Genomic DNA, 22,805 nt, shown 5'->3' with positions numbered 1-22,805 from the left:
GAGTATTCATTTAACCATAAATACAATGAAAAAACAAGCAAGCAAAGATCAAATCACACGAAAGGAAGCTTTAACCAAAATGGGTAAGTATGCAGCCTTAACAGCTATAGGGAGTTTTATAATCTTAAATCCTAAGCAGGCACAAGCATCCTCACCACCAGACCCAGGAGGAAACCCTTTTGAATAAAAATAAAACAAATCGTTTTGTCAAAGCCTCAGTATTATTCTGAGGCTTTTTTGTAAACAATTCTCTGTACCTTCGTCTAAGCACAAAACCATAAATACTATCCTATGAAACTTAAAAGTTTGCTATTAATTACATTGATTGTTTTTTCTTCGTGTAAAGACGATAAAACTGTTAAACCTGTGGAGCCTGTAGATTATTCAGAAACAGAATTAGACATCACAACAAGCACATACCCAGAATCAATTACAAAAATATTCAATGCACATGGAGGAGTAGACACTTGGAAAGAGATGCAAACACTCACGTTTACAATGGCTAAAGACTCTGGAAATGAAACAACAATAACAGATTTGCATAATAGAAGCTCACTAATTAAAATGCCTAAGCACACCATTGGTTATGATGGTCAAGACGTTTGGCTCCACAAAAAAGACACAACAAGCTATAAAGGGAAACCTAAGTTTTATTACAACTTAATGTTTTACTTCTATGCGATGCCGTTTGTTTTAGCTGATAATGGAATTGTTTATGAAGATGCAAAACCTTTAAATTTTGAAGGAAAAACATATCCAGGAATCAAGATATCTTACCAAAGTGGAGTAGGAGAATCACCTGAAGATGAATACATCTTATATTACGATTCCGAAACACATAAAATGGCTTGGTTAGGCTACACGGTAACATTCTTCTCAAAAGAAAAAGGAAAAGAGTTTCACTTTATAAAGTACAGTGAGTGGCAAAATGTAAACGGAGTTCAACTACCTAAAACATTAACTTGGTATAACTATGAAAACAATGTGCCTACTACAAAACGTAATGATGTTGAGTTTTCTGATGTAAGACTTACTAAAATGAAAATGAAAGCAAAAGTATTTGCTAAACCAGAAGGTGCTGAGGTTGTTGAATAAATATAATTTTAGTTAAAACCTTCAGTTTAAGCTGTAATATTAATCTCACACGTCATGTTGAATTCGTTTTAGCATCTTATAGTTAATTATATTAAAGATATTCACTAACTGATAAAAATATAATTGTAAAGCGTCGTAATTTTATAATTACGACGCTTATATTTTCTTATTCAAACGCTTTTCGAGTCCCATCTTTTGTGCCTCGATAATACACGCCATTTTCTATAAACAGAAGTTCTCCATAAAGACCTTTTTTAATACTCGAATCTACACCATATATTTTACCATCAAACACACGTATTACTTCATCAAACGAACAATGACCTACAACAATATGCTCAGAGTTTGTTATTGATAATACATCATCAATAACAGCATCTTCTAAGTTGTCTGTAAAATAACCTCTATACCAAATTGGACCAGTTGTGCCATAATAGTTGGTATAAAAATTAGTAGATTTTAGTTCAGCTTTACTAATGTCAATTGAAGCTCTCATACTAGCGTTAATCGATTCAATATTAAAACCAATTACAGATAAAAAGTCTTGAGAAATGCCACCATGTACAAATACATGGTTGTTCAATCTTAAAATAGTAGACTTCGATCGCAACCAGCGTCCAAGAACAGTGCTTTTATCATACATTTCATCGTATTCTAAGTTGAGTAGTGTGCCAACTTCAAGATACTTGTCATGAACATATCTTAGGTCTTTATGTAATACCATGTATTCATGATTGCCAAGTAAGAAATGTAAATGACCTCCTTTGTCTTCAGCCTGTTGTTCAAGCTTATAAATCAGCCAAAGCATTTCATTTACTTTCGGTCCTCTATCAAAAATATCACCAACAATAACAAGATGTCCTTTACCAAAACTCCAATTAAGTTCTTGATCTATAATCTTGTTGTTTATTAGAATCTCAACAGCCAAATCATACTGACCATGAATATCGCTCAAAGCAGCAATCTCTTCTACACCAGAAAAAACAGAAACCTCAGGAGTATAAATCGTATCATAAGCAGTAAGAAGAAGTGCTTCAGAAACAATTTTGCCATCAATAATAGATTTTTTAATTAACCCATTGGCTTCAATAAAAACATAAGGGCCATCATTCAAGCCTTGACCAATACTAATGTAGCCAATAAGAATAAAAATGACTCTAAAAAATTGTGTTATCTGCTTCAATATTAAAATTGTTTAGTCTTGATTTTTAAGTTTTTCAGAATAACGTTTCCATAGCGTCGTTTGATGAGATTCTAAGCTTATCAATCGTCCATCTATAAAAGCATGTGAAAGAATATTGGTACGCATATCTAAAGCATCTCCTTCACTAATAAATAAGGTCGCACTTTTACCTTCTTCTAAAGAACCGTAAATAGCATCAATGCCTAATATTTTTGCAGTATTTAAAGTAATAAGTTGTAATGCTTGTGCTTTTGTTAATCCATAACTTACAGTGGTTCCTGCATAAAAAGGTAAGTTTCTAGCATTCATACGTTCCATTTGTCCATTGCCTTCTAGAGCAACAAGTACCCCTTTGTCAACTAATAATTTTGCCATTTTAAAAGGCAAATCATAATCATCATCTGTTTGTCCAGGTCTAGAATGTACACGTTGTAGTAATACCGAAATATTATTTTGTTTTAATAAATCAGCAACTTTATAAGCTTCATTACCACTAACAATAGTCATGTTTGTTACACCATTTGCTTTAGAAAAGTTAACGGCATCAATAATTCCTTTTTCATCATCTACATTAATAAAGAGCTTTTTAGAACCATCAAACAGGCCTTTAGTTGCTTCATAAGGTAAATTCAAAGTAGAGTTACTTACATTAGCATAAGCCTTTGTAGCTGCAAAGAAATCTCCTATTTCTTTAACTTGTTTTTCATAATCCTTATTTATCTTCATTCCTGGATCTTCGCCTCGCCACCAACGTCCTCGACTAAAATTGTTGGGCCAACTCATATGAATGCCATCATCTTCTTTAACAACAGCATCTTCCCAGTTCCAAGCGTCTAATTGCACTACAGATGAAGTTCCAGAAATGCGTCCACCACGAGGTGTAACTTGTGCTAGAAGCACACCGTTTGGTCGTAAAGATTCAACAACTTTAGATTCTGTATTATAGGCAATCAAACTTCTAATATGAGGATTCCATGAGCCGAGTTCAGAGTCATCATCTGTAGCGCGAACGGCATCTATCTCTACCAAACCTAAAGTAGTATTAGGAATAATAAAACCTGGATACACATGTTTTTCACTAGCATCAATAACTTCCATGCCTGTAAGATCCATTTTGGCTACAGTAGCATCAACAACAGTAATTAATTTCCCATCTTTAAAGATGATTAAACTATTTTTAATCATATCTCCATTTCCAATATGAGCAGTAGCTCCAGTAATGGCTATAGTTTTTGTTTGCTTTTTAGCAGGTGTTTGTTGCGCATTTGTAATACCAAATGATAAAAGCAACAAAACAATATATAAGTGTGTGTTTTTCATGTGTTTCTGTTTAATTTGATTCATGATCGATGTAATCGCAATGCATTTGATCCTTCTCCTTCTTCTTGATAGGTTGTGTTTTTAACCCTTTGTTCTTAGCCAGCATCATTTCATTGATAAGTTCAGCTTTTTCTGTTTTAATTCGAGAACGCATGATCTCATCTCGCTTGATATCAAAATAAGTAACGCCTTCAATTAGAGTTTTCTCTGCTTTAGCATAAATAGATAGTGGATGATCAGACCACAAAACCAAATCTGCATCTTTTCCAACTTTTATACTTCCAACTTTATCATCAATATGAAGTAATTTTGCAGGATTTAATGTGACAAATTTCCAAGCATCTTCTTCAGAAACACCTCCATATTTAACAGATTTTGCAGCTTCCTGATTTAAACGACGAGACATTTCACCATCATCACTATTAATCGCAACAACAACACCAGCATTATGCATAATGGCTGCATTATAAGGTATAGCATCGTTTACTTCGTATTTATAAGCCCACCAGTCACTAAATGTAGAACCTCCAACACCATGTTCAACCATTTTGTCTGCTAATTTATAGCCTTCAAGAATATGAGTAAAGGTATTGATGTTAAAATCAAATTTTTCTGCAACTTTCATCAACATATTAATTTCGCTTTGCACATAAGAATGACAAGAAATAAAACGTTCCTTGTTTAATATTTCTGCAATAACATCCATTTCAATATCCTTTCGGTAAGGCTTACCACTTTTCTTTAAAGCATTATAAGCTTTCGCTCTACTAAAGTAATCAATGTATAATTGTTCAACGCCCATTCTTGTTTGAGGAAAACGTTCAAAGCTAGACCAGTTAGATTGTTTTACATTTTCTCCTAAAGCGAATTTGATAAATTTCGGACTGTCCTTATATATTAAATTGTTAGCATTCTCTCCCCATTTTAACTTAATAATTGCTGAACGTCCACCAATAGGATTTGCCGAACCATGTAAAATTTGAATAACAGTTACTCCACCTGCAAGATTTCGGTAGATGTCAATATCTTCATCATCAATAACATCTTCAATACTAACTTCTGCTGAAGAGTTTTGCCCACCTTCATTGATGGAAGCAGCTGCAATATGAGAATGCTCATCAATAATGCCTGAGGTTAAATGTTTTCCAGTAGCATCAATTACTTGTGCACTGGAGTCAGATAAGTCTTTACCGACCTTTACGATCTTACCATTTTTAACCAATACATCAGTTGTTTTTAAAATACCTTCAACTTCATTGGTCCAAACCGTTGCATTTTTGAATAATATGGTTTCTTGCTTTGGTAGTTCTTTAAAACCATAAGCCATATTCGGATAAGTAACAGGTGTGATTTCTTTAAGGGCAGAACTACCTTCTTTTTTTGAAGCTTTATCTTTAGTTTTAGAACCTACTTTTTTAGCATAGAAAGTCAACTCATCACCATTAGGAAACAACGCTTTTCCATTTAAATGATCGCCTTGAGTAACATTAGTTATTAATCTAATAAACTTTTGTTGTGTAGAATCTTTTGAGGTCATAGAAATAGATAACCAATTATTTTTATAACTCACTTTCGAACCTCGTTTCTTTCCGTTACTAGTAATATCAGCACTTAACTTACTCAATTCTCCTTTTAAAGTCATTTCATAAGATTCACGAGCAACTAAAAATGTATAGTCACCTCTTATATCTTTCGTGTTCATATCATTTATGACAGTTTGTGTGCCTTGAACCCAGTTTTCATAAACAGTTGTTTTCTTTTCAAAAATATCTCCAGAGGTAATTAAAAAGTTAGCATATGCTCCCTTATTAAGATTGCCAATTTCGGATTGTTTTCCTAATAGTTTTGCAGGAGTTGTTGTTAAGGCTGCTAATGCTTTTTCTTTAGAAAGTCCATATTCAATGGCCTTCATAAGTTTCGTTTTAAATTCTTTAGGAGATTTTAAATCATGTGCCGTAAATGCAAAAGTAATATTGTTATCTGCAAGAATTTTCGGATTTGAAGGCTCTTGATTCCAAGCTCTCATATCACTTAATGCTAAAGATTGTGTTAAGTACACATTTTCTACATCATAAGCATCTTGAAAGTTTATCGGAATAATATACGAAGCATTAGTAGCTTTAATTTCATTAATACGCTCGTATTCGTCACCTCCTCCAAGAATCACATATTGAACACCAACTTCATCACCAATTTTGTCTGCTCTCAATCCATTTGCACGACTTCCTGCAGAGAAAATTTGTACCAAGCTTTTATTCTTATTTAAGGCTTCAATTGATAAATCTTTGGTTTTACTGTTGCCTTTCGCATACCAATCTGCATCTAAATAGAGTTGACGTAATAAAGCCATACTTCCCATTATAGAACCAGGATATGATTGTCTAGAAGTAACACTCTTACTAAAAGAAAAATATTGCCCAGAGTTTTGCTCAAGGATAGCCATTTCATTCCCACCTTCAGTATTTAAGGCTACCAAAGTTCCAGTACCTCTTACAATACCGTCTTGTATATGTGTGTTCACTACTCCAAAACCTGCACTTAAAAGTTCTTTAGCTTTTTTGTTATCAAACTTAAATTTTGATAGCGCAGTGTTTTCTGGCATAACATGATCATTCCAATAGTATCCAGTTCGTGACGGATTGTATTGTGGACTTCTGCCACCTCCACTTTCACGTTTAGGTTTTTCTACGCCAAAGTTTGAATACATGTCAATAAATGAAGGGTAAATACTTTTACCTTCAATATTAACTATCGTTGTGTTTTTTGGAATGGTTACTTGTGTTCCAGATGCAACTACTTTTCCATCTTTAATAAGAAGGGTTCCGTTATCTATAACCTGACTTGGTGTAACGTGAATCTTTGCATTAGTAAATGCTGTGAAATTAGAATTAATGGTTTTTACACCATCATTTTTCGGAAAATACTCTTGAGCTAATACAGAAAAACTGCATAAAAAGAGTAAAACCCTTAGAGGAATTTTAGACATATAGTTAGTGGATTAAAATTATGTTTCTAAAGATAAAAATTAAAAGAAAACGATGTCGTATATATTAATATTTTAACGTTTCAGTCTTTAATCCATAGGATTTGATTTGTAGTAATTAACTAATAGAGCTACAATGTAACTATAGCTTTGCATGCCTGAAGATTGATTATTTGCTTTTAGAAAATTATTATACGTGCTTTTAAATATAGGCTCTGTCGGGTTTTCATATGCATTCCAAAAATCACTAACTTCCTTATAATTTTTTAAAACACCTATATTAAGTTTTGGAAGAATGGTTTTATAAACCTCTAAATCTCTTCTATAAATTTCATTTAGACAATGTCGTAAAGCAAAAGCATGTCCAGAGTATTTAAAATATAGATCTGGATGCTGCATAGCTGCCATACTACCAATAAAATTAGCTTCATTTTCAGCAGCGTATCCCAATTGATGTGCGACTTCATGGCTTCCAGTAGTAGGAAACTTGTAAGTAGGAATTAATCCATCTACTTGAGCCTCATTTGTAAACGGATTTAAGTAACCCGAAAATCCCATATAGGTTAATGGTAAACTATAAATAGATGTTTTAATGCTCCTAGGATGATAAGCTAAATATGGAAATGTTTTTGAAAGTTCATCATAGCCATCAGGTATCATCTTTAAGGCTTCAGCTTTTGTAAAAGGCATCTCTACTTTTAAAGAATCATGTGTTGTAATACTTAAATGAATGGTATTAACTTTAGTTATTAATTGTTCTGTTAAACTCACTAATTCTTCAGTCGTATAATCGTTGTCAATGTTTAAAGATTCATGAAGTGGTAACCTATAATAGTTAAAAGCCCACAAGATATGAAAGGCAAAATATCCAATTGATAGCGCCGAAAGTACATCTAAAAACCATTGTTTCGTTTCTTGTATGATTCGCTTTCTGTTAACGATAAACCATCTAATTACATATAAACCTAATAATGTATATAAGACATCACCAACCGAAATTGGCAACCAACCAAACGCATAACGCATCCCTTTAGAAATGTAAATGTAAATACCATGACTATAAATAGATTCTACAAATGTTGGATAGTTCGTCAAAATTTTTAGCAGGATAATCTGAGGAACAATAGAGAAGGCAATAAGGTTTTTTTTGTGTTTCAACATGACTCAAAAATACTAAAAAGATGTACCTTTGCGAAACTAAAAAACGAATAACATGAGCACAGAAATAAGAGGATTAGAACCTAAAGGACTTTGGAATAAATTTGCTGATTTAAATGCAGTTCCAAGACCATCTAAGAAGGAAGAACGTGTGATTCAATTCATGAAAGACTTCGGAACTAGTTTAGGTCTTGAAACGATTGAAGATGAAGTTGGAAATGTCATCATTAAAAAGCCTGCAACCTCAGGAATGGAAGATAGAAAGACCATCGTTATGCAATCCCATTTAGATATGGTGCATCAAAAGAATAACGATACTGATTTTGATTTCGATACACAAGGAATTGAGATGTATGTTGATGGTGATTGGGTTAGAGCTAAAGGAACAACCTTAGGTGCAGATAATGGTTTAGGTGTAGCAACGATTATGGCTATTTTAGAAAGTTCAGAGATTGAGCATCCAGCTATTGAAGCCTTATTCACGATTGATGAAGAAACAGGTATGACTGGCGCAATGGGCTTAAAAGGTGGATTGCTTTCTGGTGAGATTCTTTTAAATCTAGATACAGAAGAAGATGATGAAATAGGAGTAGGTTGTGCAGGTGGTGTTGATGTTACTGCTTTAAGAACGTATGAGCAAGAAGAAACTCCAGAGTTTAAAATTGGTTATAAAGTAACAGTTAAAGGTTTACAAGGTGGTCATTCAGGAATGCAAATTCACGAAGGTTTAGGTAATGCAAATAAAATGATGAATCGTATCTTATTTGACGGTTTTGAAAATTTTGGATTGCGTATTTCTGAAATTGATGGAGGAAGTTTACGTAATGCCATTCCAAGAGAAAGTAATGCTATTGTTGCTATCGATGCTTTGCACGAAGACGTGTTTGTGTCTGAAATGAACGATTTAGCAAACGAGATAAAAACAGAATATAAAACCATGGAACCTGATTTAGTAATCGAGGTTTCAAAAACGGAAACGCCCAAACAAATCATGGATTTAGGTGTTCAAGAAGGCTTAACAAGAGCATTATATGCAGCATTAAATGGCGTGTTTAGAATGAGTCCAGACATTCCGGAATTGGTAGAGACATCTAATAACATTGCTCGTGTTATTGTTAAAGACGGAAACATTAAAGTTGGATGTTTAACACGTAGTTCTGTTGAAAGTTCAAAATGGGATTTGGCAAATGGTTTAAGATCAACTTTTGAATTGACTGGTTGTGAAGTGGAGTTTGGAGGTGATTATCCAGGATGGGAACCAAATATGGATTCAGACATCTTAAAAGTGATGGTGCCTTTATATAAAGAATTAAACAATGATGAAGAACCTCATGTTGCTGCTTGTCACGCAGGATTAGAATGTGGTATACTTGGAACAAATTATCCAAATATGGATATGATTAGTTTTGGGCCAAATATTAAAGGAGCACATTCACCTGATGAGCGCGCACAAATTTCTTCAGCACAAAAATATTGGAACTTTGTTTTAGAGATTCTAAAACGCATTCCTAAGAAATAAAAAACAGTTATAAGTAGAATTATGTATGTCATTTCGAGCGTATATGAAAAATTTCAAGACTAATTTGAATGATTCTTAGTTTTACTCTGAATGACATAAATAAAAAAAGCCTTTCAAAATGAAAGGCTTTTTTTATTAACTAAAATTTTTATTGTCTATTCAATAAAGATTATAACAAGTGCTTATTCTGCTATTTCTGTCAGTTCTAATACGAATGTCAAATCAGTATTTGGAGGTATTCCTCCTCGACCACGTTCGCCATAAGCAAGATGTGCTGGAATATAGAAAAATGCTTTTTCACCAATCTCCATAGATGCAATAGCTTCTTTAAATCCAGCAATCATTTGTGCATCAGGTGTGATTTGCATTTTAGTTGGGCCATAAGCTCCAGCTGCTTGACGCTGTGGATTTAACATTCCATATTTTTCAGCAATGGTTTCTAAATTACTATCAAATAATTTACCATCAACAAAATAACCTTCATAAGCAATCATAGCATATTGACCTATTTTTGGTTTTATACCAGAACCTTCTTTAATAATATGTTTTTTAAGTCCAGAAGCTAGAGTTGTACTTTTAGAATTATAGTCTTCAAGTAGTGGTTTAGTATCTTCGGCAGCTGTAGCAATCTTTAATTCACGTTCTTTTTGTTCCTGTTCAGCCTTTCTTAATCCTTCTGCTTTAATTTCTTCGATACCAGCTTCTACTTTAGGTAAACCATCTTCAAAAACTTTAGCGGCATTAAATGCTTTTGCAGCAGATCCTTTTCTGATGATATTTAATTTTGTAATTACAACATCTACTTCAGGTTTATTACCTGCTCCAACTTTTACATTAGAAATAGAATCTTGAACCTCAATGCCTTTAACTAATTCACCAAAAACAGAATGACAACTCACTCTTGGTTGGTCACATGGTTTTAATGTGCCATCAGGATTGAAAGCATCTAAACTAGGATAAGGCACTTCAGTGATAAAAAACTGACTTCCATTAGTATTAAAGCCACCTCCATTTGCCATTGATAAAATACCAGGTTTGTCATGCTTTAACTCTGAACTAAAGTCTGCAGTAAAACGATATCCAGGAGTGCCAGAACCAGTAGCAGTATGATCACCACCTTGAATCATAAAGTTATTCATAACTCTATGAAATGTTAATCCATCATAATAAGGCTTGCCTTTAAATTCTTCGTCAACCATTGGATGTGTACCTTCAGCTAAAGCAACAAAATTTGCAACAGTAACAGGTACTTTGTCATAAAATAATTTTGCAATCATGGTATCTTTAGTTGTAATAAATTCAGCATAAAGACCATCTTCTAAATCAGGATGATCTTCTTTACATGAGGCTGCTGTAATAAGTAAAAACAGCATAGAAAGCTGTAGAGTTTTGCTAATCAATTTCATAAGTGTATTATTGGTTTTGTTTAATTGTATTTACGGTTACTTTGCAAATTAAAGGAATATTTGTGCCAATACGATTGGTATCTCCATAATAGCCATAGGCTTTTTGAGATGGAAATAAAAAGGTCACGACTTCACCAGGTTTCATGAGTTTTAATCCTTCACGAAGCCCTGTAAATAATTCCTCTTTATCCATGACATAATTTTGAGTTCTTATGTCGTCTTCAGAGTAAATAGTATTCTCATTAAGATCTTTAATATTGTATTTAAAATTGACGATATCACCAAACTGCGGTGTTATCGTATCTAGTTCTATTTTTGAGTTGTAAAAATACCAAAATCCGCTTTTTGAAGCGATGTATTCTTGATCAGGATTACGATCTATTATTTTTTGTATTAGTGCTTGTTCTTTTTTGTTTAGTTTAATATTTCTTTCAGCTGAAACTTCATAGAAAGAACCAGACTGAACAGATTCTGGTCGTCTCGCATCTGGAGATTTACAGCTAAAAATTAAACTTATTATTAGTAAAATGACTATAGGTTTCATTAAAAATAGAGGTCTTTTTTATAAGTTGGCAAGATACTAATAAATTTTTCAATGGTTTCTTTGAGATTTAAGTCACTTTTTCCTCCAGCAGCATTTGTATGTCCACCACCATGAAAATGTGCTCTTGATAATTCATTTACTGAAAAATCACCTTTACTTCTCAAGGATATTTTTATAATTTCATCTTGATGGCTTTCAATAAAAATGGCAGCAAAAATGATACCTTTTAAAGATAATCCGTAGTTTACAAAACCTTCGGTGTCCCCTTTTTTAAAGTCGAATGTGTTCAGCTCTTCTTGAGTTAATGTGATATACGCAGTTCTGTATTCAGGAATTACTTTTAGGTTGCTTAGCGCTCTTCCAAGTAATTGTAATCTTGCATAGCTATTGGTGTCATAAATGTTATTATGTATTTCAGAATTGTTTGCGCCTTTCTGAATTAATTGTCCAATAATAGTATGTGTAGCACTCGTTGTTGAAGCAAAACGAAATGAGCCAGTATCTGTCATGATGCCAGTGTATAAGCATGTAGCAATGTCACTATTAATTTTATTTACATCATTTAGCATCTCAATAAAATTGAATACCATTTCACATGTTGACGACATCGAAACATCAGAATACATGTACTTGGCATAATCATCAGGTTGTTGATGGTGATCGATCATTATTTTGATGGATTCAGAATTCGAAACAACAGTTTCCATGTTTCCAATGCGTCCTAAAGAATTAAAATCTAAAGTAAAAATTAGTTCAGCATTATAGATTAAAGCATCACAGTCTTCCTTTTTATTGTCATATTTTAAAATCGAATGTTCTTCAGGCATCCATTTTAAAAAATGAGGATAATCATTAGGTGCAATAATAGTTACATTGTGATTGTATTGTTTTAAATAGTGATACAATCCGAGTGTAGAACCTATAGCATCTCCATCAGGATTTTTATGTGGAATGATTACAATTGCTTTTGGTGAACTTAAAAGCGTTTTAATACTATTAATATCGTCTTTATTCATAGATGACGAAGATACAATTTTTTAATATTGGTTTATACCGAATTATTAAAGAAATACATTACTTTTGCATCGAAATTTAAAACAAACAAATGGCAACAAATAGAACATTTACAATGCTTAAGCCAGACTCTATTGAAAAAGGGAATATTGGTGCAATTTTAGAAAAAATCACAGCTTCTGGTTTTAGAATCGTAGCTATGAAATTAACACAAATGACAACTGCAGACGCTCAAGCGTTTTACGCTGTACATAATGAAAGACCTTTCTTTGGAGAATTGGTTGAATACATGACACGTGGACCAATCGTAGCTGCAATCTTAGAAAAAGAGAATGCTGTAGAAGATTTTAGAACCTTAATTGGAGCTACAAATCCTGCTGAAGCTGCTGAAGGAACTATACGTAAGTTGTATGCTGCTTCTATTGGTGAGAATGCAGTTCACGGAAGTGATAGTGATGACAATGCTGCTATTGAAGGTGCATTTCATTTTTCTGGTAGAGAGATGTTCTAATTAAAATAGAACTCATAATATATAAAAGCGCAACTCATTGAGTTGCGCTTTTTTGTTACATGTATACTATGTTTTACAATTCATCCATAAAAAAACACAATTCGGTAATTCCTTTTTTAAAAATAGAGACTTCTGCTAGATATTTGTCTCATCAATTAAAAACAAAGATATTATGAGTACACTAGCAAAAATTATAGTTTTCGTTTTATTAAGTCAAACACTTAGTTATGCACAAGAATCAGAAGGACAAAATGTTACAGTAAAAATAGTAAACCTAAATAGTAATGCAGGACATTTATTCATTTCATTATTTAATACTGAAGCTTCCTTTTTAAATAAAGGCTACAAATCAACCATTAGTAGTATTGAAAACAACAGTTGTGAAATTACGTTTAAAGATGTTCCAAAAGGCATTTATGCAATTTCATTTTTTCACGATGAAAATGAGAATAAAAAAATGGATACTAATTTTTTAGGCATTCCTAAAGAAGATTATGGATGCTCTAATAATGCTAGAGGGTTTATGGGACCACCAAAATGGGAAGACGCTAAATTTGAAATCAAAAATCAATCAATAACACAAACTATAACACTTTAATATTATGAATATTATGAAAAATTTAATAATTATCGCATTTGTATTAGTATCAGGATTTATACCAGCTCAAACAAATTTTGAAAAAGGAATGCAAAAAGCATTTTCACTTTGGCAAGAAGGAAATACAGATGAAGCAGAAAATATGTTTGAACGTATTTCAAACGCAGAGATTGATCAATGGCTACCTCACTATTATATTGCACAAATTAATAGTATAAAAAGTTGGGGACAAAAAGATGAAACTATTTTAAAAGCACAATTAGATAAAGCACAAGAACACCTTAACTCTGCAATGGCGATTAGCAAAGATAATCCTGAGATTTTGGTATTGCAAGCACATGTGTTAACCAATTGGGTGTCTTTTGATGGTATGACATACGGAATGAAATATTCTGGAAAAATTACTGAACTATATAGTAAGGCATCTGCTATGGCTCCTGAAAACCCAAGAGTTGTGTTTAGTAAAGCAGAATGGGGAATGGGAAGTGCTAAATATTTCGGACAAGACACAAAACCGTTTTGTACTGAAATAGAAAAATCAATTGAACTTTTTACTAACTTTAAACCTGAAAGTGAATTTCATCCTAATTGGGGAAAAGGACGTGCAGAACAAGTTGTAACATCTTGTAAAGAATAAATTATTATGACAAAATCAGCTAAAAATATCATTATTACTTTAATCATCGGAAGCGTTGTCTACGTTATTGGCAATATGCTTTCTGGAGGATTTGATTATAAGACAGTCAGTGAGTTTTTAATTGATTTTGGATTCTATCAATTGTATGCTTTTGTTTTAGGCTATTCTAATATGGCATTCTTTGATTATATGGAGCGTCGTACATGGAAAAAAGGAGATACCATTAAACGTGTTTTAATAGGAATCGCAGGTTCAACAATGATTACACTTATTGGTTTGTTCTTTTTAAGAGCTTTAACATCTGTCTTTTTATACGATGTTTCTTTTGAAACATTTATTAAAAATGAGACTTGGCAAGGTTACACTTTTGGCGTGTGGATTACGCTAACTATTGTCTCAATATTTCATGTTATATTTTTCTATAATAGATATCAGAAAAATAAAATAAAAGAACAAAAGGTCATTGCTGGAACGGCAAGCGCCAAGTTTGATGCTTTGAAAAATCAATTAGATCCGCACTTTTTGTTTAATAGTTTAAATGTATTAACTAGTTTAATTGAAGAAAATCCAAAAAATGCACAAAAGTTTACAACGTCTCTATCAAAAGTATATCGCTACGTTTTAGAACAAAAGAATAAAGATTTAATTACTGTAGATGAAGAATTAAACTTTGCCAGAACCTATATGTCACTTTTAAAAATGCGTTTTGAAGACAGCATTATATTCGAAATTCCAGATAGAGCTTCAAATTCAGAAAGTAAGGTGGTTCCTTTATCATTACAATTACTATTAGAAAATGCAGTAAAGCATAATATGGTGACGAGTAGTAAGCCTTTGCATATTAAGATTTATGAATCTGAAGGCATGCTCATTGTAGAGAATAACCTTCAACCAAAACAAATCGTGAAAAAGAGTAGTGGTGTAGGTTTAGAAAACATCAAACAGCGCTATCAATTACTATCAAATAAAACAGTATCAATCAATCAACAAGCTAGTAGTTTTGCAGTTGCAATTCCAATGCTTACAAAACAAGTATCAATCATGAGAACAATAGAACCAAAAACACAATTTGACGACAGATATGTTAGAGCACGTAAGCGTGTAGAAGACATGAAAGAGTTTTATTATAGTTTAATCTCATACTGTATCGTCATACCATTTTTAATTTTTATTTGGTTTCGATACACTCCACATACCATTCAATGGTTTTGGTTTCCAATGCTCGGTTGGGGAATGGGATTAGCATTTCATGCCTACAAAGTGTATGTCAATGATGGTGTATTAGGTAATGGATGGGAAAAACGTAAAATTGAAAAATTTATGCGTGAAGAAGAAGAAAAACGTTGGAATTAATTTTAAAGCCATGGGAAATTTTACAGAAGTATATAGATATAAAAAAATAAAAGATAAAGTAGATAATCTAAGAGCGTTTTATATACATTTTATGGGTTATGTTATTTTTAATACAACTATAACGACTATAAAGATCATTGATGATTTAGATGAAGGAAAAACATTACAGGAAGCTTTGTTTGACTTCGGAACAGTAGCAGTATGGCTGATTTGGGGAATTGGAATAACATTTCATGCATTCTCAGTTTATGGATTTGATTATTTCTTAGGTAAAAACTGGGAAAGCAGAAAGCTTCAAGAATGTTTGGAAGAGGAAGCACGTTTTTTTAATCATAAAGAATAAATGATCATGGAAAATAATATAGAACCTTACGAAAACAATAGGGCCGAAAATGCATGGAAAAAAGAAGAGGCATATTTAAGAGCTAAAAAAAGGGTAAAAGCAATCATGGGATTTTACTGGCATTTGGCGTCTTATGTGATTGTGAATATATTTATTATCATTTTAATAACCAGTAATGGAGTGAAGTTTTTTAGCTTCGGAACATTCTCTACAGCATTTTTTTGGGGAATCGGATTAGCCTTTCACTTCCTAGGCGTTTTTGGACCTAATTTTTTCTTCGGAAAGAATTGGGAAGAACGTAAAATTAAGGAGATGATGGAAAAAGATAATAAGTATTGGGAATAATGGATAATAATCATTTTAATCAAAAACAGCGATACCAAATTGCTGAAAAAAGAGTCAAACGAATTAAAGGCTTTTACACACATGCCTTAATTTTTACATTAGTTAATTTAGTTTTTGTTTATATAAATATTCAAAATTTAAATGATGGAGAAAGCTATTTTCAATGGCGTAATTTTATCACATTTTCTTTTTGGGGAGTTGGTTTGCTATCACATGCTGGTTCTGTGTTTTTACCAAGTTTGATTTTTGGAAAAAATTGGGAGACTAAGAAAATTAAAGAACTGATGGACAAAGATTCTAACGAAATTAAGCGTTACGAATAATTATTAATAAAAGATAAATTTAGAGAATGAGTATCATTATTATTGAAGACGAAAAACCTTCGGCTAGACGACTGCAACGTATGTTAACAGAATTGCAAATGGAAGCTGAAACGATGTTACATTCTGTCGAAGAATCTATTGATTGGTTTCAAAACAATGAACATCCTGATTTGATTTTTTTAGATATTCAATTGAGTGATGGTTTATCATTTGAAATTTTTGAAACGATTGATATTAATTCCGCAGTAATTTTTACTACAGCTTACGATGAATACGCATTACAGGCATTTAAACTCAACAGCATTGATTATTTATTGAAACCGATTGATGAAGATGATTTGACAAGAGCAGTTTCAAAATATAAAGAGCGTATACCTGAACAACAATCGGTTACTTTAGATTTTAATGATATAAAAAAGCTATTGGTAAATCCGATAGAACGTGAATATAAAAAACGTTTTTCTGTTAAAGTTGGTCAGCATTTAAAACTCATAAATATTGATGATATCGAATGTTTCTATAGCGAAAACAAAGGTACTTATGCTTATACTTCTGAAGGACGAAATTATTTGTTAGATACCACTCTTGAACAATTAGAAGATGAGTTAGAGCCACATAAGTTTTTTAGAATCAGTCGAAAGTTTTATGTCAATGTGAATGCAATTAAAGATATGGTAAGTTATACAAACTCCAGATTGCAAATAAAACTAAACACCTTTAATGAGCAAGACATAATAGTAGCAAGAGAGCGCGTTAAAGAGTTTAAAGATTGGTTAGCTTAAAATCTCTCGAAGAAATTTCTAAACGAATTTCATAAGTCATCTATCTTGAAAGTAGCTTTTCTACTTTAATTTTAAACGACTGATTATCATCAACAAAAAATAATAGTTTTGTATACGTTTTTGATTTTCCGTAGATAAAATGCAAGTGCTGAGGTGTTTTTAACTGAATGACAACGTTACTGTTTTCTAATTCACCAAGAAGAGATAATGTTTTAGTTGATTTTTCTTTATCAAAATCCGATGAATCTGCCAATGCAATTGTTTCGATGTCTTCAATAGGAATAATTGTTTCACTAAGTATTCCGAAACGGAGTATTAATTCGTTATCATTGATTGCAATTGGTCGTTTTGGAACCGATCTTATAATTCCAATAATTTGTAAAGCTGAGTAGATGCTCAAACCCGTTAAAATCCAAGCAAATGTTGTATTCCATTTTACAGCTAGAAGATGAATGGTTACCATTTCAATTGCAACCAAAAAAATCACTGCAACAAGTGTCGATAAAATACCTGAACCTTTATAATTTGTATACTCATTAGATTTAAGATTAGTTTTTTTTAAATTAAAAAAACCATAATAAATGAGTGCAATTTCATTTGCTGCTAACTTTGCTGGTACTTCAGGAAATATTGATTTACAAGTGTCTTGAAGAATGCTATAGAAATCCTGATGGTTGTTAGCTACTTTTTTATAGTGTTGAATGGCTTTTCTCACCTTCAGAATAATTATGGAAAGCACACTTAATTCTACTATAGGAATCAACCACGTTTTTGCTATTGATAAAGTCTCTTGATTGGCAGCAGGAATGACATAAGAAGCAATGATAACACAGATTATTAAAAATGGTGCAATAGTAAGATTTGAAATTTTAGTTTTTCTAACTATTAAGAAATAGACCAATGGAATCGTAATGATAAAATCAATAGTAATAAAGGTCGATAATATGTTTTGATTGTTTGTGAAAGCTGTTGAATTTAGCAGAAAGATTAATGCTAAAATCAGTGTAATAGGAATTATGAAAGCAATGCTGTTAGCTTTTAAAAACGAAGTTTTACTTGTCATAGATTACACGTTTTCTATTTGACGTAATTTTATGACGATAGTTACGTAATAGAGAATTTAATATTCAAATTTATTTTTCAATGCGATTGTCATCAAATGATGAAGGCAGTAAATTAGGAATTAGTTTTGCAAATATTGGTAATAAAATCGCACCACCAGGAAGTAAGAAAATAGCTAAACTAGGAATGGTTTTTAATACATCTACAAGTTGTGCTTGTAACTTTTTTTGTTCCTCTTTACTTAAATCAGAATGTGTAGATTTTGTGATTAGTAACATCAATTCCTTACTCTGCCTAATTTCTTTTACAATACGTTTGCTATTCCTTCTGATTAGCTTTGTAACCAATTGCGATGAGTTTTCGTAAAAGTTTGAAATGGGATTTTTCTGCTGAAATAAAAGTACTTCCTTTTGATGCGTAGTATGAAAGTTAAACACACACAAAATGGAATCTTGAATAACACTCACTTCAATATTTAAGCGTTTTGCAAGCTGTACTAAGAATTGATATTCTGATTTTTCAAGAATTTCATCATCCCAAATGGACAAACACATTAAATCAATTAGGTATTTTTTTTCATTGGTATTGATATTATAATCAATATCATAAATAAGATCTTCTATATCAACATCTAAATCTGGTAAAGATGATGACGTTTCAATCACATCAATAATCTCCTTGTCATAGTCTGTAATCTTACTTTTAGAATTTAACGATTTGTATAGCGTTCCAATTATAATACTTTCAAGATGTGCAGTATATGATTTTGGTTCTATTGAAGTTGATAAATAACTATCAAAGGCTAAGACATCAACAAATAATAAAGAATTGGTAATGGATTTATTAAAGCTTCTTGTAATGATGTTATCATCAATTTGAACGCGATCATGTATTAATCGTTCTAGCATTGAAGTTTCACTTTTACCAATGACCAATTTGTCCCAAAGGGATAAATCAGACACTTCAAGCGATTTGTAAAAGTCAAGTAAGATTTCAATAAAAGCTTTTGTTGTAACCTCTCCTTTATGAAAGTAATACACATGATATAATCCTGTAATGAGATTGGTCTTGGCTAATTCATCTTCAGAATATGTAAGAGTTCCATCAACCTTATCCGTCATACTAATATTAACACCATAAATAAACCCATAGCTTTTTAAGCTACTATACATGGTATGGTAGTTTTCAAAAGGAATGCCTTTTTTAGAAATTTGCGAGCAAAATTTTTCTATCCAGCCAGCAGTAGATGGATTCATACTTGAGTTTTAATGTCTCTACAAAGTTAATTTTTTATCTGTTCGTTCGACGATTTTATTTTTAATTACAAAAATTAAATAAAACCGTACCTGTGATTTTTACGTAAGTGTTTCCAGAGACAAATAAATAATTAACAAAAACCTCATTATTATGAAAAAATCAAAAATCTTAATTGGAACTGCAATTATCGCAATTGCAGGCTATTTTGCAATTTCAGCAGATCATATCGATGCGCCTGCAGTTGCAGGTGGTACAAGTGATATTACTGACATCTACGGTTTTCAAGGGCAAGACACTAACACTATTGTTTTTGTAGCAAATGTTCAAGGATTAATAAGTCCTGCAAATACATCTTCTGCTGCATTTGACGAAAATGTGCTCTTCGAATTTAATATTGATAACAATGGAGATGCTGTTGCAGACTTAGTAATTCAAGCTACTGCAAGGGATGGTAAAATGTATTTCTTTGGTCCAACTGCGCCATCTCAAACGGGATTAAATAGTTCAATTGTAACCACAGCAACCACAAACGCTGTTGCGATTACTAATTATGGAGACGATGCTATTATTGAATCTAATAATGACATGCGCTTTTTTGCTGGACCTAGAGATGATCCTTTCTTTATGGATTTTGTTCGCTATACACAAATTGTAACTCCTGGTGATGATGATAATGATGGGATGGAAGAAGGTGCTTTTTTACCTGAAGGAACTGGGGATGGTTTTGCTTCAGACACATTCGCTGGAACAAATGTACTTTCAATTGTAGTTGAGTTGCCAAAAGCTATGGTTGGTAGTGGAGATTCAGTGAATCTATGGGTTGAGTCAAAGAGAAAACAATAAAAAATTTAAACTTTTAAAATTCAAAAACATGAAACTTAACAATATAAAATTAGTAATAATTGCAATGCTTGTATCGTTTACAGCATTCAATTGTAGTAATGACGACGATAACGGATCTAATGATCCAATGCAACAAACACCTCCAGACTTTTCTGGAACGTTTACACAGGAAGATCAAATGGGTCGACCAGCTATAAACACGGTATTTGTAGATATGGCAGATAAAAACATTTACAATGTTACGCTGCCTTCAAATCAAGGTGCAGCTTTTCAAACAAAATTTCAAAATAAGTTAGAAGCTTTAAATCCTGCGCATACAGACCCAATGTATACAAATGCCTTAGGATTCAATGCTGAGCAATTTACTGGTGCATTAGCTACAGATGTTTTAACAGTGTCTTTAGTTGGCACAACTACATTTTTTGATGGAACTAATATATTAACAGGTCGTGCATTAGATGATGATGTGATTTCAACAGAATTACTCTTAATATTTGGTGGACCAGCTGGAGCTGATAATCCAGGGTTAACAAATGATAATGTTAGTGCTAATGATAAATCATTTTCTGCAACTTTTCCTTACTTAGCTTCGCCTTGGTAGATTATATTATAGGCTCCAAAATGGAATTCTTAGAGTTCTATTTTGGAGTTTTTTAACAAAGAATACTCACTCAAAAACATTCAAAAATGAACTCTAAATACAACATATTAATTTTCGTATTGATAGCTGCTTTATTTGCTAACTGTAAAGAAGCTACTAAATCACAAATAACAAATGCAAATGATTATAATGCTTACTTAAATGTTTCAGAAAATGAAACACTTGAACGTGCCAGACAGAACGAAGTGTTTTGGTTTCAAAAGCTAGAACAAACTCCAAATCAATTTCCTTATATCGGAAAATTAGCATCAACCTATTCTAATTATTTTTCAGCTACTGGTAATATTGATTATCTTAAAAAAGCTGAAAATCATTTAATAAAGGTAAACGAGATTACCAAGTATAACAATCCGTCGTATCTTAAAAGTCTTGCTTATAATTATATCTCTCAACATAAATTTAAAGAAGCTCTCGAGCATTTAACTAAAGCAGAAATTTTGGGAGAAAACCTTCAGGAAACTCAAAAAATGTTATTTGATGTACATCTTGAACTTGGTAATTATGAAATGGCTCATATGTATCTTTTAACTTTTGAAAATTTTAGTGATTTCGATTATCTCATTCGTTTATCAAAATGGAGCGATCATAAAGGAAACTTAGTTGCTGCTATTAATTACATGGAAAAAGCAATGCTCATTGCTGAGGCCTCTAATCTTACTCCTTTGAAACAATGGTCATATACCAATATTGCAGATTTTTATGGTCATGCAGGCGACATTGAAAAATCGTATGCATACTTTCTAAAAGCATTGGCTTTAGATCCAAATGATGCTTATGCAAAAAAGGGAATCGCTTGGATTGTGTTTTCACATGAAAAAAATCCAGAAGAGGCTTTACGAATTTTAAATGCAGTTACCGAAACTTATTTTGCTCCAGATTACTTTTTATTGAAAGCTGAAATTGCTGAATTTATAAACGATGAAACTTTGGTTAAAGAACAATTGGATTTGTATGAAAATGCTATGAGAAATAAGACATATGGAGACATGTATAACAAATATAATGTGTTGTTATATGTGGATTCTAAAACGAATTTAGAGGAAGCAATATCCATTGCTAAAACTGAAATTGAAAACAGACCTACACCTCAATCATATGATTTATTGGCTTGGACTTATTTTAAAAATGGAAAAATAAACGAAGCGCTACAAATTGTAGAAAAGCATATCATCAATAAAACCTTTGAACCTGAGACCTTATATCATATTGCTGAAATTTATAAAGCAGCTGGGAAAAACAAAGCTATGAAACCGTTAAAAGAAGAATTGTTAACCAGTATTTATGAATTGGGTCCAGGTATGGAGGTTAAAATATTAAATCTTTAAAAGGTGAAAACAAGAGTAATCACATATCTATCGATTTTTTTGTGTTTCGGACACGTGTTTTCACAAGAATTAAGACCAATGCCATTGGATTTAGAAGCATTGACTAATCAAGAAATCGATTTTAATTTTGAGGAAGACATGCAATCTAATGTACTTTCTTTTTTGCAAGTTTATGATGCATATACGATGCAGATATTAAAATTTGAGCAAGATGATTTTTCAGTTGGAATGTATTCAAGAGTAGAAGAGGAGTTGCCTTTTGAAGAAGGTAATTATGATTATGATGCGTTTTATTATTTAGATTTAGGTTTTTCTTATGCAATTAATAAGTTTAGTTTTAGTATGTCGCTTGAGAATTTTTTGAATCTGAAAAATAGCAATTTTGGTATTGATCCTATGTTAGAATCATCTAAGGGAATTATAGATGCATTCTATTTTTCGCATGAAGCTGATACCATATTGAAACTTATGATTACTTATAGTTTTTGAAAATTAAGATCATGCTAAGTGAATTAACAGCAATCCATCTATAATTTATAAGGT

The 22,805-nt window shown here is 32.1% G+C and carries 24 protein-coding genes; 15 read left to right on the top strand and 9 right to left on the bottom strand.

All coding sequences use genetic code 11. The features are described from left to right. Positions 1-25: 25 nt before the first annotated feature. Positions 26-187, top strand: a complete 162-nt coding sequence (locus MUN68_RS11740; protein ID WP_249996087.1) for a hypothetical protein — start codon at positions 26-28, stop codon at positions 185-187. Between the two features lie 104 nt (positions 188-291). Then, on the top strand, positions 292-1,095 hold the full coding sequence (locus MUN68_RS11735; protein ID WP_249996088.1) for a DUF6503 family protein: 804 nt from the start codon (positions 292-294) through the stop codon (positions 1,093-1,095). Positions 1,096-1,261: 166 nt separating this feature from the next. On the opposite strand, the gene MUN68_RS11730 is transcribed toward MUN68_RS11735, so the two are convergent. From MUN68_RS11730 to MUN68_RS11715, 4 genes are all read right to left on the bottom strand, one after another. Then, a complete protein-coding gene (locus MUN68_RS11730) occupies positions 1,262-2,278 on the bottom strand; it encodes a metallophosphoesterase (protein ID WP_249996089.1) in 1,017 nt (338 codons plus the stop codon). Between the two features lie 12 nt (positions 2,279-2,290). Next, positions 2,291-3,598, bottom strand: coding sequence for an amidohydrolase family protein (locus tag MUN68_RS11725; protein ID WP_249996090.1), 1,308 nt, complete (start codon positions 3,596-3,598; stop codon positions 2,291-2,293). A gap of 10 nt (positions 3,599-3,608) precedes the next feature. Continuing rightward, positions 3,609-6,584 carry an amidohydrolase family protein gene (locus tag MUN68_RS11720; RefSeq protein ID WP_249996091.1) on the bottom strand — a complete coding sequence of 992 codons (2,976 nt, stop codon included), beginning with the start codon at positions 6,582-6,584 and terminating at the stop codon, positions 3,609-3,611. An 87-nt stretch (positions 6,585-6,671) separates the two neighbouring features. Continuing rightward, entirely contained in the window at positions 6,672-7,676 is a 1,005-nt protein-coding gene (locus tag MUN68_RS11715) for a DUF3810 domain-containing protein (RefSeq protein WP_317134777.1), read from the bottom strand. A gap of 118 nt (positions 7,677-7,794) precedes the next feature. Here MUN68_RS11715 and MUN68_RS11710 point away from each other — a divergent pair, with 118 nt between their 5' ends. Beyond that, positions 7,795-9,258 (top strand): aminoacyl-histidine dipeptidase, encoded by a 1,464-nt coding sequence (locus tag MUN68_RS11710; RefSeq protein ID WP_249996093.1) that lies wholly within the window; start codon positions 7,795-7,797, stop codon positions 9,256-9,258. Positions 9,259-9,440: 182 nt separating this feature from the next. On the opposite strand, the gene MUN68_RS11705 is transcribed toward MUN68_RS11710, so the two are convergent. Genes MUN68_RS11705 through MUN68_RS11695 form a run of 3 tightly spaced genes read right to left on the bottom strand, consistent with a single transcriptional unit; the run spans position 9,441 to position 12,224 of the window. Next, positions 9,441-10,664, bottom strand: coding sequence for a peptidylprolyl isomerase (locus tag MUN68_RS11705; RefSeq protein ID WP_249996094.1), 1,224 nt, complete (start codon positions 10,662-10,664; stop codon positions 9,441-9,443). Positions 10,665-10,671: 7 nt separating this feature from the next. Beyond that, the gene (gene gldI / locus MUN68_RS11700) at positions 10,672-11,208 is read right to left on the bottom strand and encodes a gliding motility-associated peptidyl-prolyl isomerase GldI (protein WP_249996095.1); all 537 of its coding nucleotides are present in this window, start codon (positions 11,206-11,208) and stop codon (positions 10,672-10,674) included. Continuing rightward, entirely contained in the window at positions 11,208-12,224 is a 1,017-nt protein-coding gene (locus tag MUN68_RS11695; RefSeq protein ID WP_249996096.1) for a DHH family phosphoesterase, read from the bottom strand. The genes gldI and MUN68_RS11695 overlap by 1 nt, the downstream gene beginning before the upstream one ends. An 89-nt stretch (positions 12,225-12,313) precedes the next feature. Between MUN68_RS11695 and MUN68_RS11690 the strand changes: the two genes are divergently transcribed. The 8 genes from MUN68_RS11690 to MUN68_RS11655 all read left to right on the top strand — a co-directional run bounded on the left by MUN68_RS11690 (position 12,314) and on the right by MUN68_RS11655 (position 17,114). Next, the gene (locus MUN68_RS11690) at positions 12,314-12,733 is read left to right on the top strand and encodes a nucleoside-diphosphate kinase (protein ID WP_249996097.1); all 420 of its coding nucleotides are present in this window, start codon (positions 12,314-12,316) and stop codon (positions 12,731-12,733) included. Positions 12,734-12,905: 172 nt separating this feature from the next. Then, positions 12,906-13,331, top strand: a complete 426-nt coding sequence (locus MUN68_RS11685; protein ID WP_249996098.1) for a DUF2141 domain-containing protein — start codon at positions 12,906-12,908, stop codon at positions 13,329-13,331. A gap of 13 nt (positions 13,332-13,344) precedes the next feature. After that, complete coding sequence (locus tag MUN68_RS11680) at positions 13,345-13,968, top strand: tetratricopeptide repeat protein (RefSeq protein WP_249996099.1); 624 nt, start codon at positions 13,345-13,347, stop codon at positions 13,966-13,968. A gap of 6 nt (positions 13,969-13,974) precedes the next feature. Next, on the top strand, positions 13,975-15,321 hold the full coding sequence (locus MUN68_RS11675) for a histidine kinase (RefSeq protein WP_249996100.1): 1,347 nt from the start codon (positions 13,975-13,977) through the stop codon (positions 15,319-15,321). Continuing rightward, positions 15,293-15,664 carry a 2TM domain-containing protein gene (locus MUN68_RS11670; RefSeq protein WP_249996101.1) on the top strand — a complete coding sequence of 124 codons (372 nt, stop codon included), beginning with the start codon at positions 15,293-15,295 and terminating at the stop codon, positions 15,662-15,664. Before MUN68_RS11675 ends, MUN68_RS11670 begins: the two co-directional genes overlap by 29 nt. Before the next feature lie 6 nt (positions 15,665-15,670). Continuing rightward, complete coding sequence (locus MUN68_RS11665; protein ID WP_249996102.1) at positions 15,671-16,009, top strand: 2TM domain-containing protein; 339 nt, start codon at positions 15,671-15,673, stop codon at positions 16,007-16,009. Continuing rightward, positions 16,009-16,332 (top strand): 2TM domain-containing protein, encoded by a 324-nt coding sequence (locus tag MUN68_RS11660; RefSeq protein ID WP_249996103.1) that lies wholly within the window; start codon positions 16,009-16,011, stop codon positions 16,330-16,332. The genes MUN68_RS11665 and MUN68_RS11660 overlap by 1 nt, the downstream gene beginning before the upstream one ends. Positions 16,333-16,358: 26 nt before the next feature. Further along, on the top strand, positions 16,359-17,114 hold the full coding sequence (locus MUN68_RS11655; RefSeq protein WP_249996105.1) for a LytR/AlgR family response regulator transcription factor: 756 nt from the start codon (positions 16,359-16,361) through the stop codon (positions 17,112-17,114). Positions 17,115-17,154: 40 nt separating this feature from the next. On the opposite strand, the gene MUN68_RS11650 is transcribed toward MUN68_RS11655, so the two are convergent. Both MUN68_RS11650 and MUN68_RS11645 read right to left on the bottom strand, forming a co-directional pair. After that, the gene (locus MUN68_RS11650) at positions 17,155-18,177 is read right to left on the bottom strand and encodes a hypothetical protein (protein WP_249996106.1); all 1,023 of its coding nucleotides are present in this window, start codon (positions 18,175-18,177) and stop codon (positions 17,155-17,157) included. Positions 18,178-18,247: 70 nt separating this feature from the next. Next, positions 18,248-19,432: an LETM1-related biofilm-associated protein gene (locus MUN68_RS11645; protein ID WP_249996107.1), complete on the bottom strand. Its 1,185-nt coding sequence runs from the start codon at positions 19,430-19,432 to the stop codon at positions 18,248-18,250. 151 nt (positions 19,433-19,583) lie between these two features. Between MUN68_RS11645 and MUN68_RS11640 the strand changes: the two genes are divergently transcribed. The 4 genes from MUN68_RS11640 to MUN68_RS11625 all read left to right on the top strand — a co-directional run bounded on the left by MUN68_RS11640 (position 19,584) and on the right by MUN68_RS11625 (position 22,751). Beyond that, a complete protein-coding gene (locus MUN68_RS11640) occupies positions 19,584-20,276 on the top strand; it encodes a DUF4331 family protein (protein WP_272792368.1) in 693 nt (230 codons plus the stop codon). Positions 20,277-20,304: 28 nt separating this feature from the next. Continuing rightward, entirely contained in the window at positions 20,305-20,877 is a 573-nt protein-coding gene (locus MUN68_RS11635; RefSeq protein ID WP_272792367.1) for a DUF4331 family protein, read from the top strand. Positions 20,878-20,963: 86 nt separating this feature from the next. Beyond that, positions 20,964-22,262 (top strand): tetratricopeptide repeat protein, encoded by a 1,299-nt coding sequence (locus MUN68_RS11630; RefSeq protein ID WP_249996108.1) that lies wholly within the window; start codon positions 20,964-20,966, stop codon positions 22,260-22,262. 3 nt (positions 22,263-22,265) lie between these two features. Further along, positions 22,266-22,751 (top strand): hypothetical protein, encoded by a 486-nt coding sequence (locus MUN68_RS11625; protein WP_249996109.1) that lies wholly within the window; start codon positions 22,266-22,268, stop codon positions 22,749-22,751. Positions 22,752-22,805 lie beyond the last annotated feature (54 nt).

The organism is Psychroserpens ponticola (genome assembly GCF_023556315.2).
GTDB classification, from domain to species: domain Bacteria; phylum Bacteroidota; class Bacteroidia; order Flavobacteriales; family Flavobacteriaceae; genus Psychroserpens; species Psychroserpens ponticola.
The sequence above is the reverse complement of the archived record's forward strand: the minus strand, read 5'-3'. Positions and strand labels throughout refer to the sequence as shown.

What these genes read in the sequence shown, in the direction of transcription:
- MUN68_RS11740 (WP_249996087.1), top strand. Translation starts at nt 26, where the DNA reads ATGAAAAAACAAGCAAGCAAAGATCAAATCACACGAAAGGAAGCTTTA.
- MUN68_RS11735 (WP_249996088.1), top strand. Translation starts at nt 292, where the DNA reads ATGAAACTTAAAAGTTTGCTATTAATTACATTGATTGTTTTTTCTTCG.
- MUN68_RS11725 (WP_249996090.1), bottom strand. Translation starts at nt 3,598, where the DNA reads ATGAAAAACACACACTTATATATTGTTTTGTTGCTTTTATCATTTGGT.
- MUN68_RS11720 (WP_249996091.1), bottom strand. Translation starts at nt 6,584, where the DNA reads ATGTCTAAAATTCCTCTAAGGGTTTTACTCTTTTTATGCAGTTTTTCT.
- MUN68_RS11710 (WP_249996093.1), top strand. Translation starts at nt 7,795, where the DNA reads ATGAGCACAGAAATAAGAGGATTAGAACCTAAAGGACTTTGGAATAAA.
- MUN68_RS11705 (WP_249996094.1), bottom strand. Translation starts at nt 10,664, where the DNA reads ATGAAATTGATTAGCAAAACTCTACAGCTTTCTATGCTGTTTTTACTT.
- gldI (WP_249996095.1), bottom strand. Translation starts at nt 11,208, where the DNA reads ATGAAACCTATAGTCATTTTACTAATAATAAGTTTAATTTTTAGCTGT.
- MUN68_RS11695 (WP_249996096.1), bottom strand. Translation starts at nt 12,224, where the DNA reads ATGAATAAAGACGATATTAATAGTATTAAAACGCTTTTAAGTTCACCA.
- MUN68_RS11690 (WP_249996097.1), top strand. Translation starts at nt 12,314, where the DNA reads ATGGCAACAAATAGAACATTTACAATGCTTAAGCCAGACTCTATTGAA.
- MUN68_RS11685 (WP_249996098.1), top strand. Translation starts at nt 12,906, where the DNA reads ATGAGTACACTAGCAAAAATTATAGTTTTCGTTTTATTAAGTCAAACA.
- MUN68_RS11680 (WP_249996099.1), top strand. Translation starts at nt 13,345, where the DNA reads ATGAAAAATTTAATAATTATCGCATTTGTATTAGTATCAGGATTTATA.
- MUN68_RS11675 (WP_249996100.1), top strand. Translation starts at nt 13,975, where the DNA reads ATGACAAAATCAGCTAAAAATATCATTATTACTTTAATCATCGGAAGC.
- MUN68_RS11665 (WP_249996102.1), top strand. Translation starts at nt 15,671, where the DNA reads ATGGAAAATAATATAGAACCTTACGAAAACAATAGGGCCGAAAATGCA.
- MUN68_RS11660 (WP_249996103.1), top strand. Translation starts at nt 16,009, where the DNA reads ATGGATAATAATCATTTTAATCAAAAACAGCGATACCAAATTGCTGAA.
- MUN68_RS11655 (WP_249996105.1), top strand. Translation starts at nt 16,359, where the DNA reads ATGAGTATCATTATTATTGAAGACGAAAAACCTTCGGCTAGACGACTG.
- MUN68_RS11650 (WP_249996106.1), bottom strand. Translation starts at nt 18,177, where the DNA reads ATGACAAGTAAAACTTCGTTTTTAAAAGCTAACAGCATTGCTTTCATA.
- MUN68_RS11645 (WP_249996107.1), bottom strand. Translation starts at nt 19,432, where the DNA reads ATGAATCCATCTACTGCTGGCTGGATAGAAAAATTTTGCTCGCAAATT.
- MUN68_RS11640 (WP_272792368.1), top strand. Translation starts at nt 19,584, where the DNA reads ATGAAAAAATCAAAAATCTTAATTGGAACTGCAATTATCGCAATTGCA.
- MUN68_RS11635 (WP_272792367.1), top strand. Translation starts at nt 20,305, where the DNA reads ATGAAACTTAACAATATAAAATTAGTAATAATTGCAATGCTTGTATCG.
- MUN68_RS11630 (WP_249996108.1), top strand. Translation starts at nt 20,964, where the DNA reads ATGAACTCTAAATACAACATATTAATTTTCGTATTGATAGCTGCTTTA.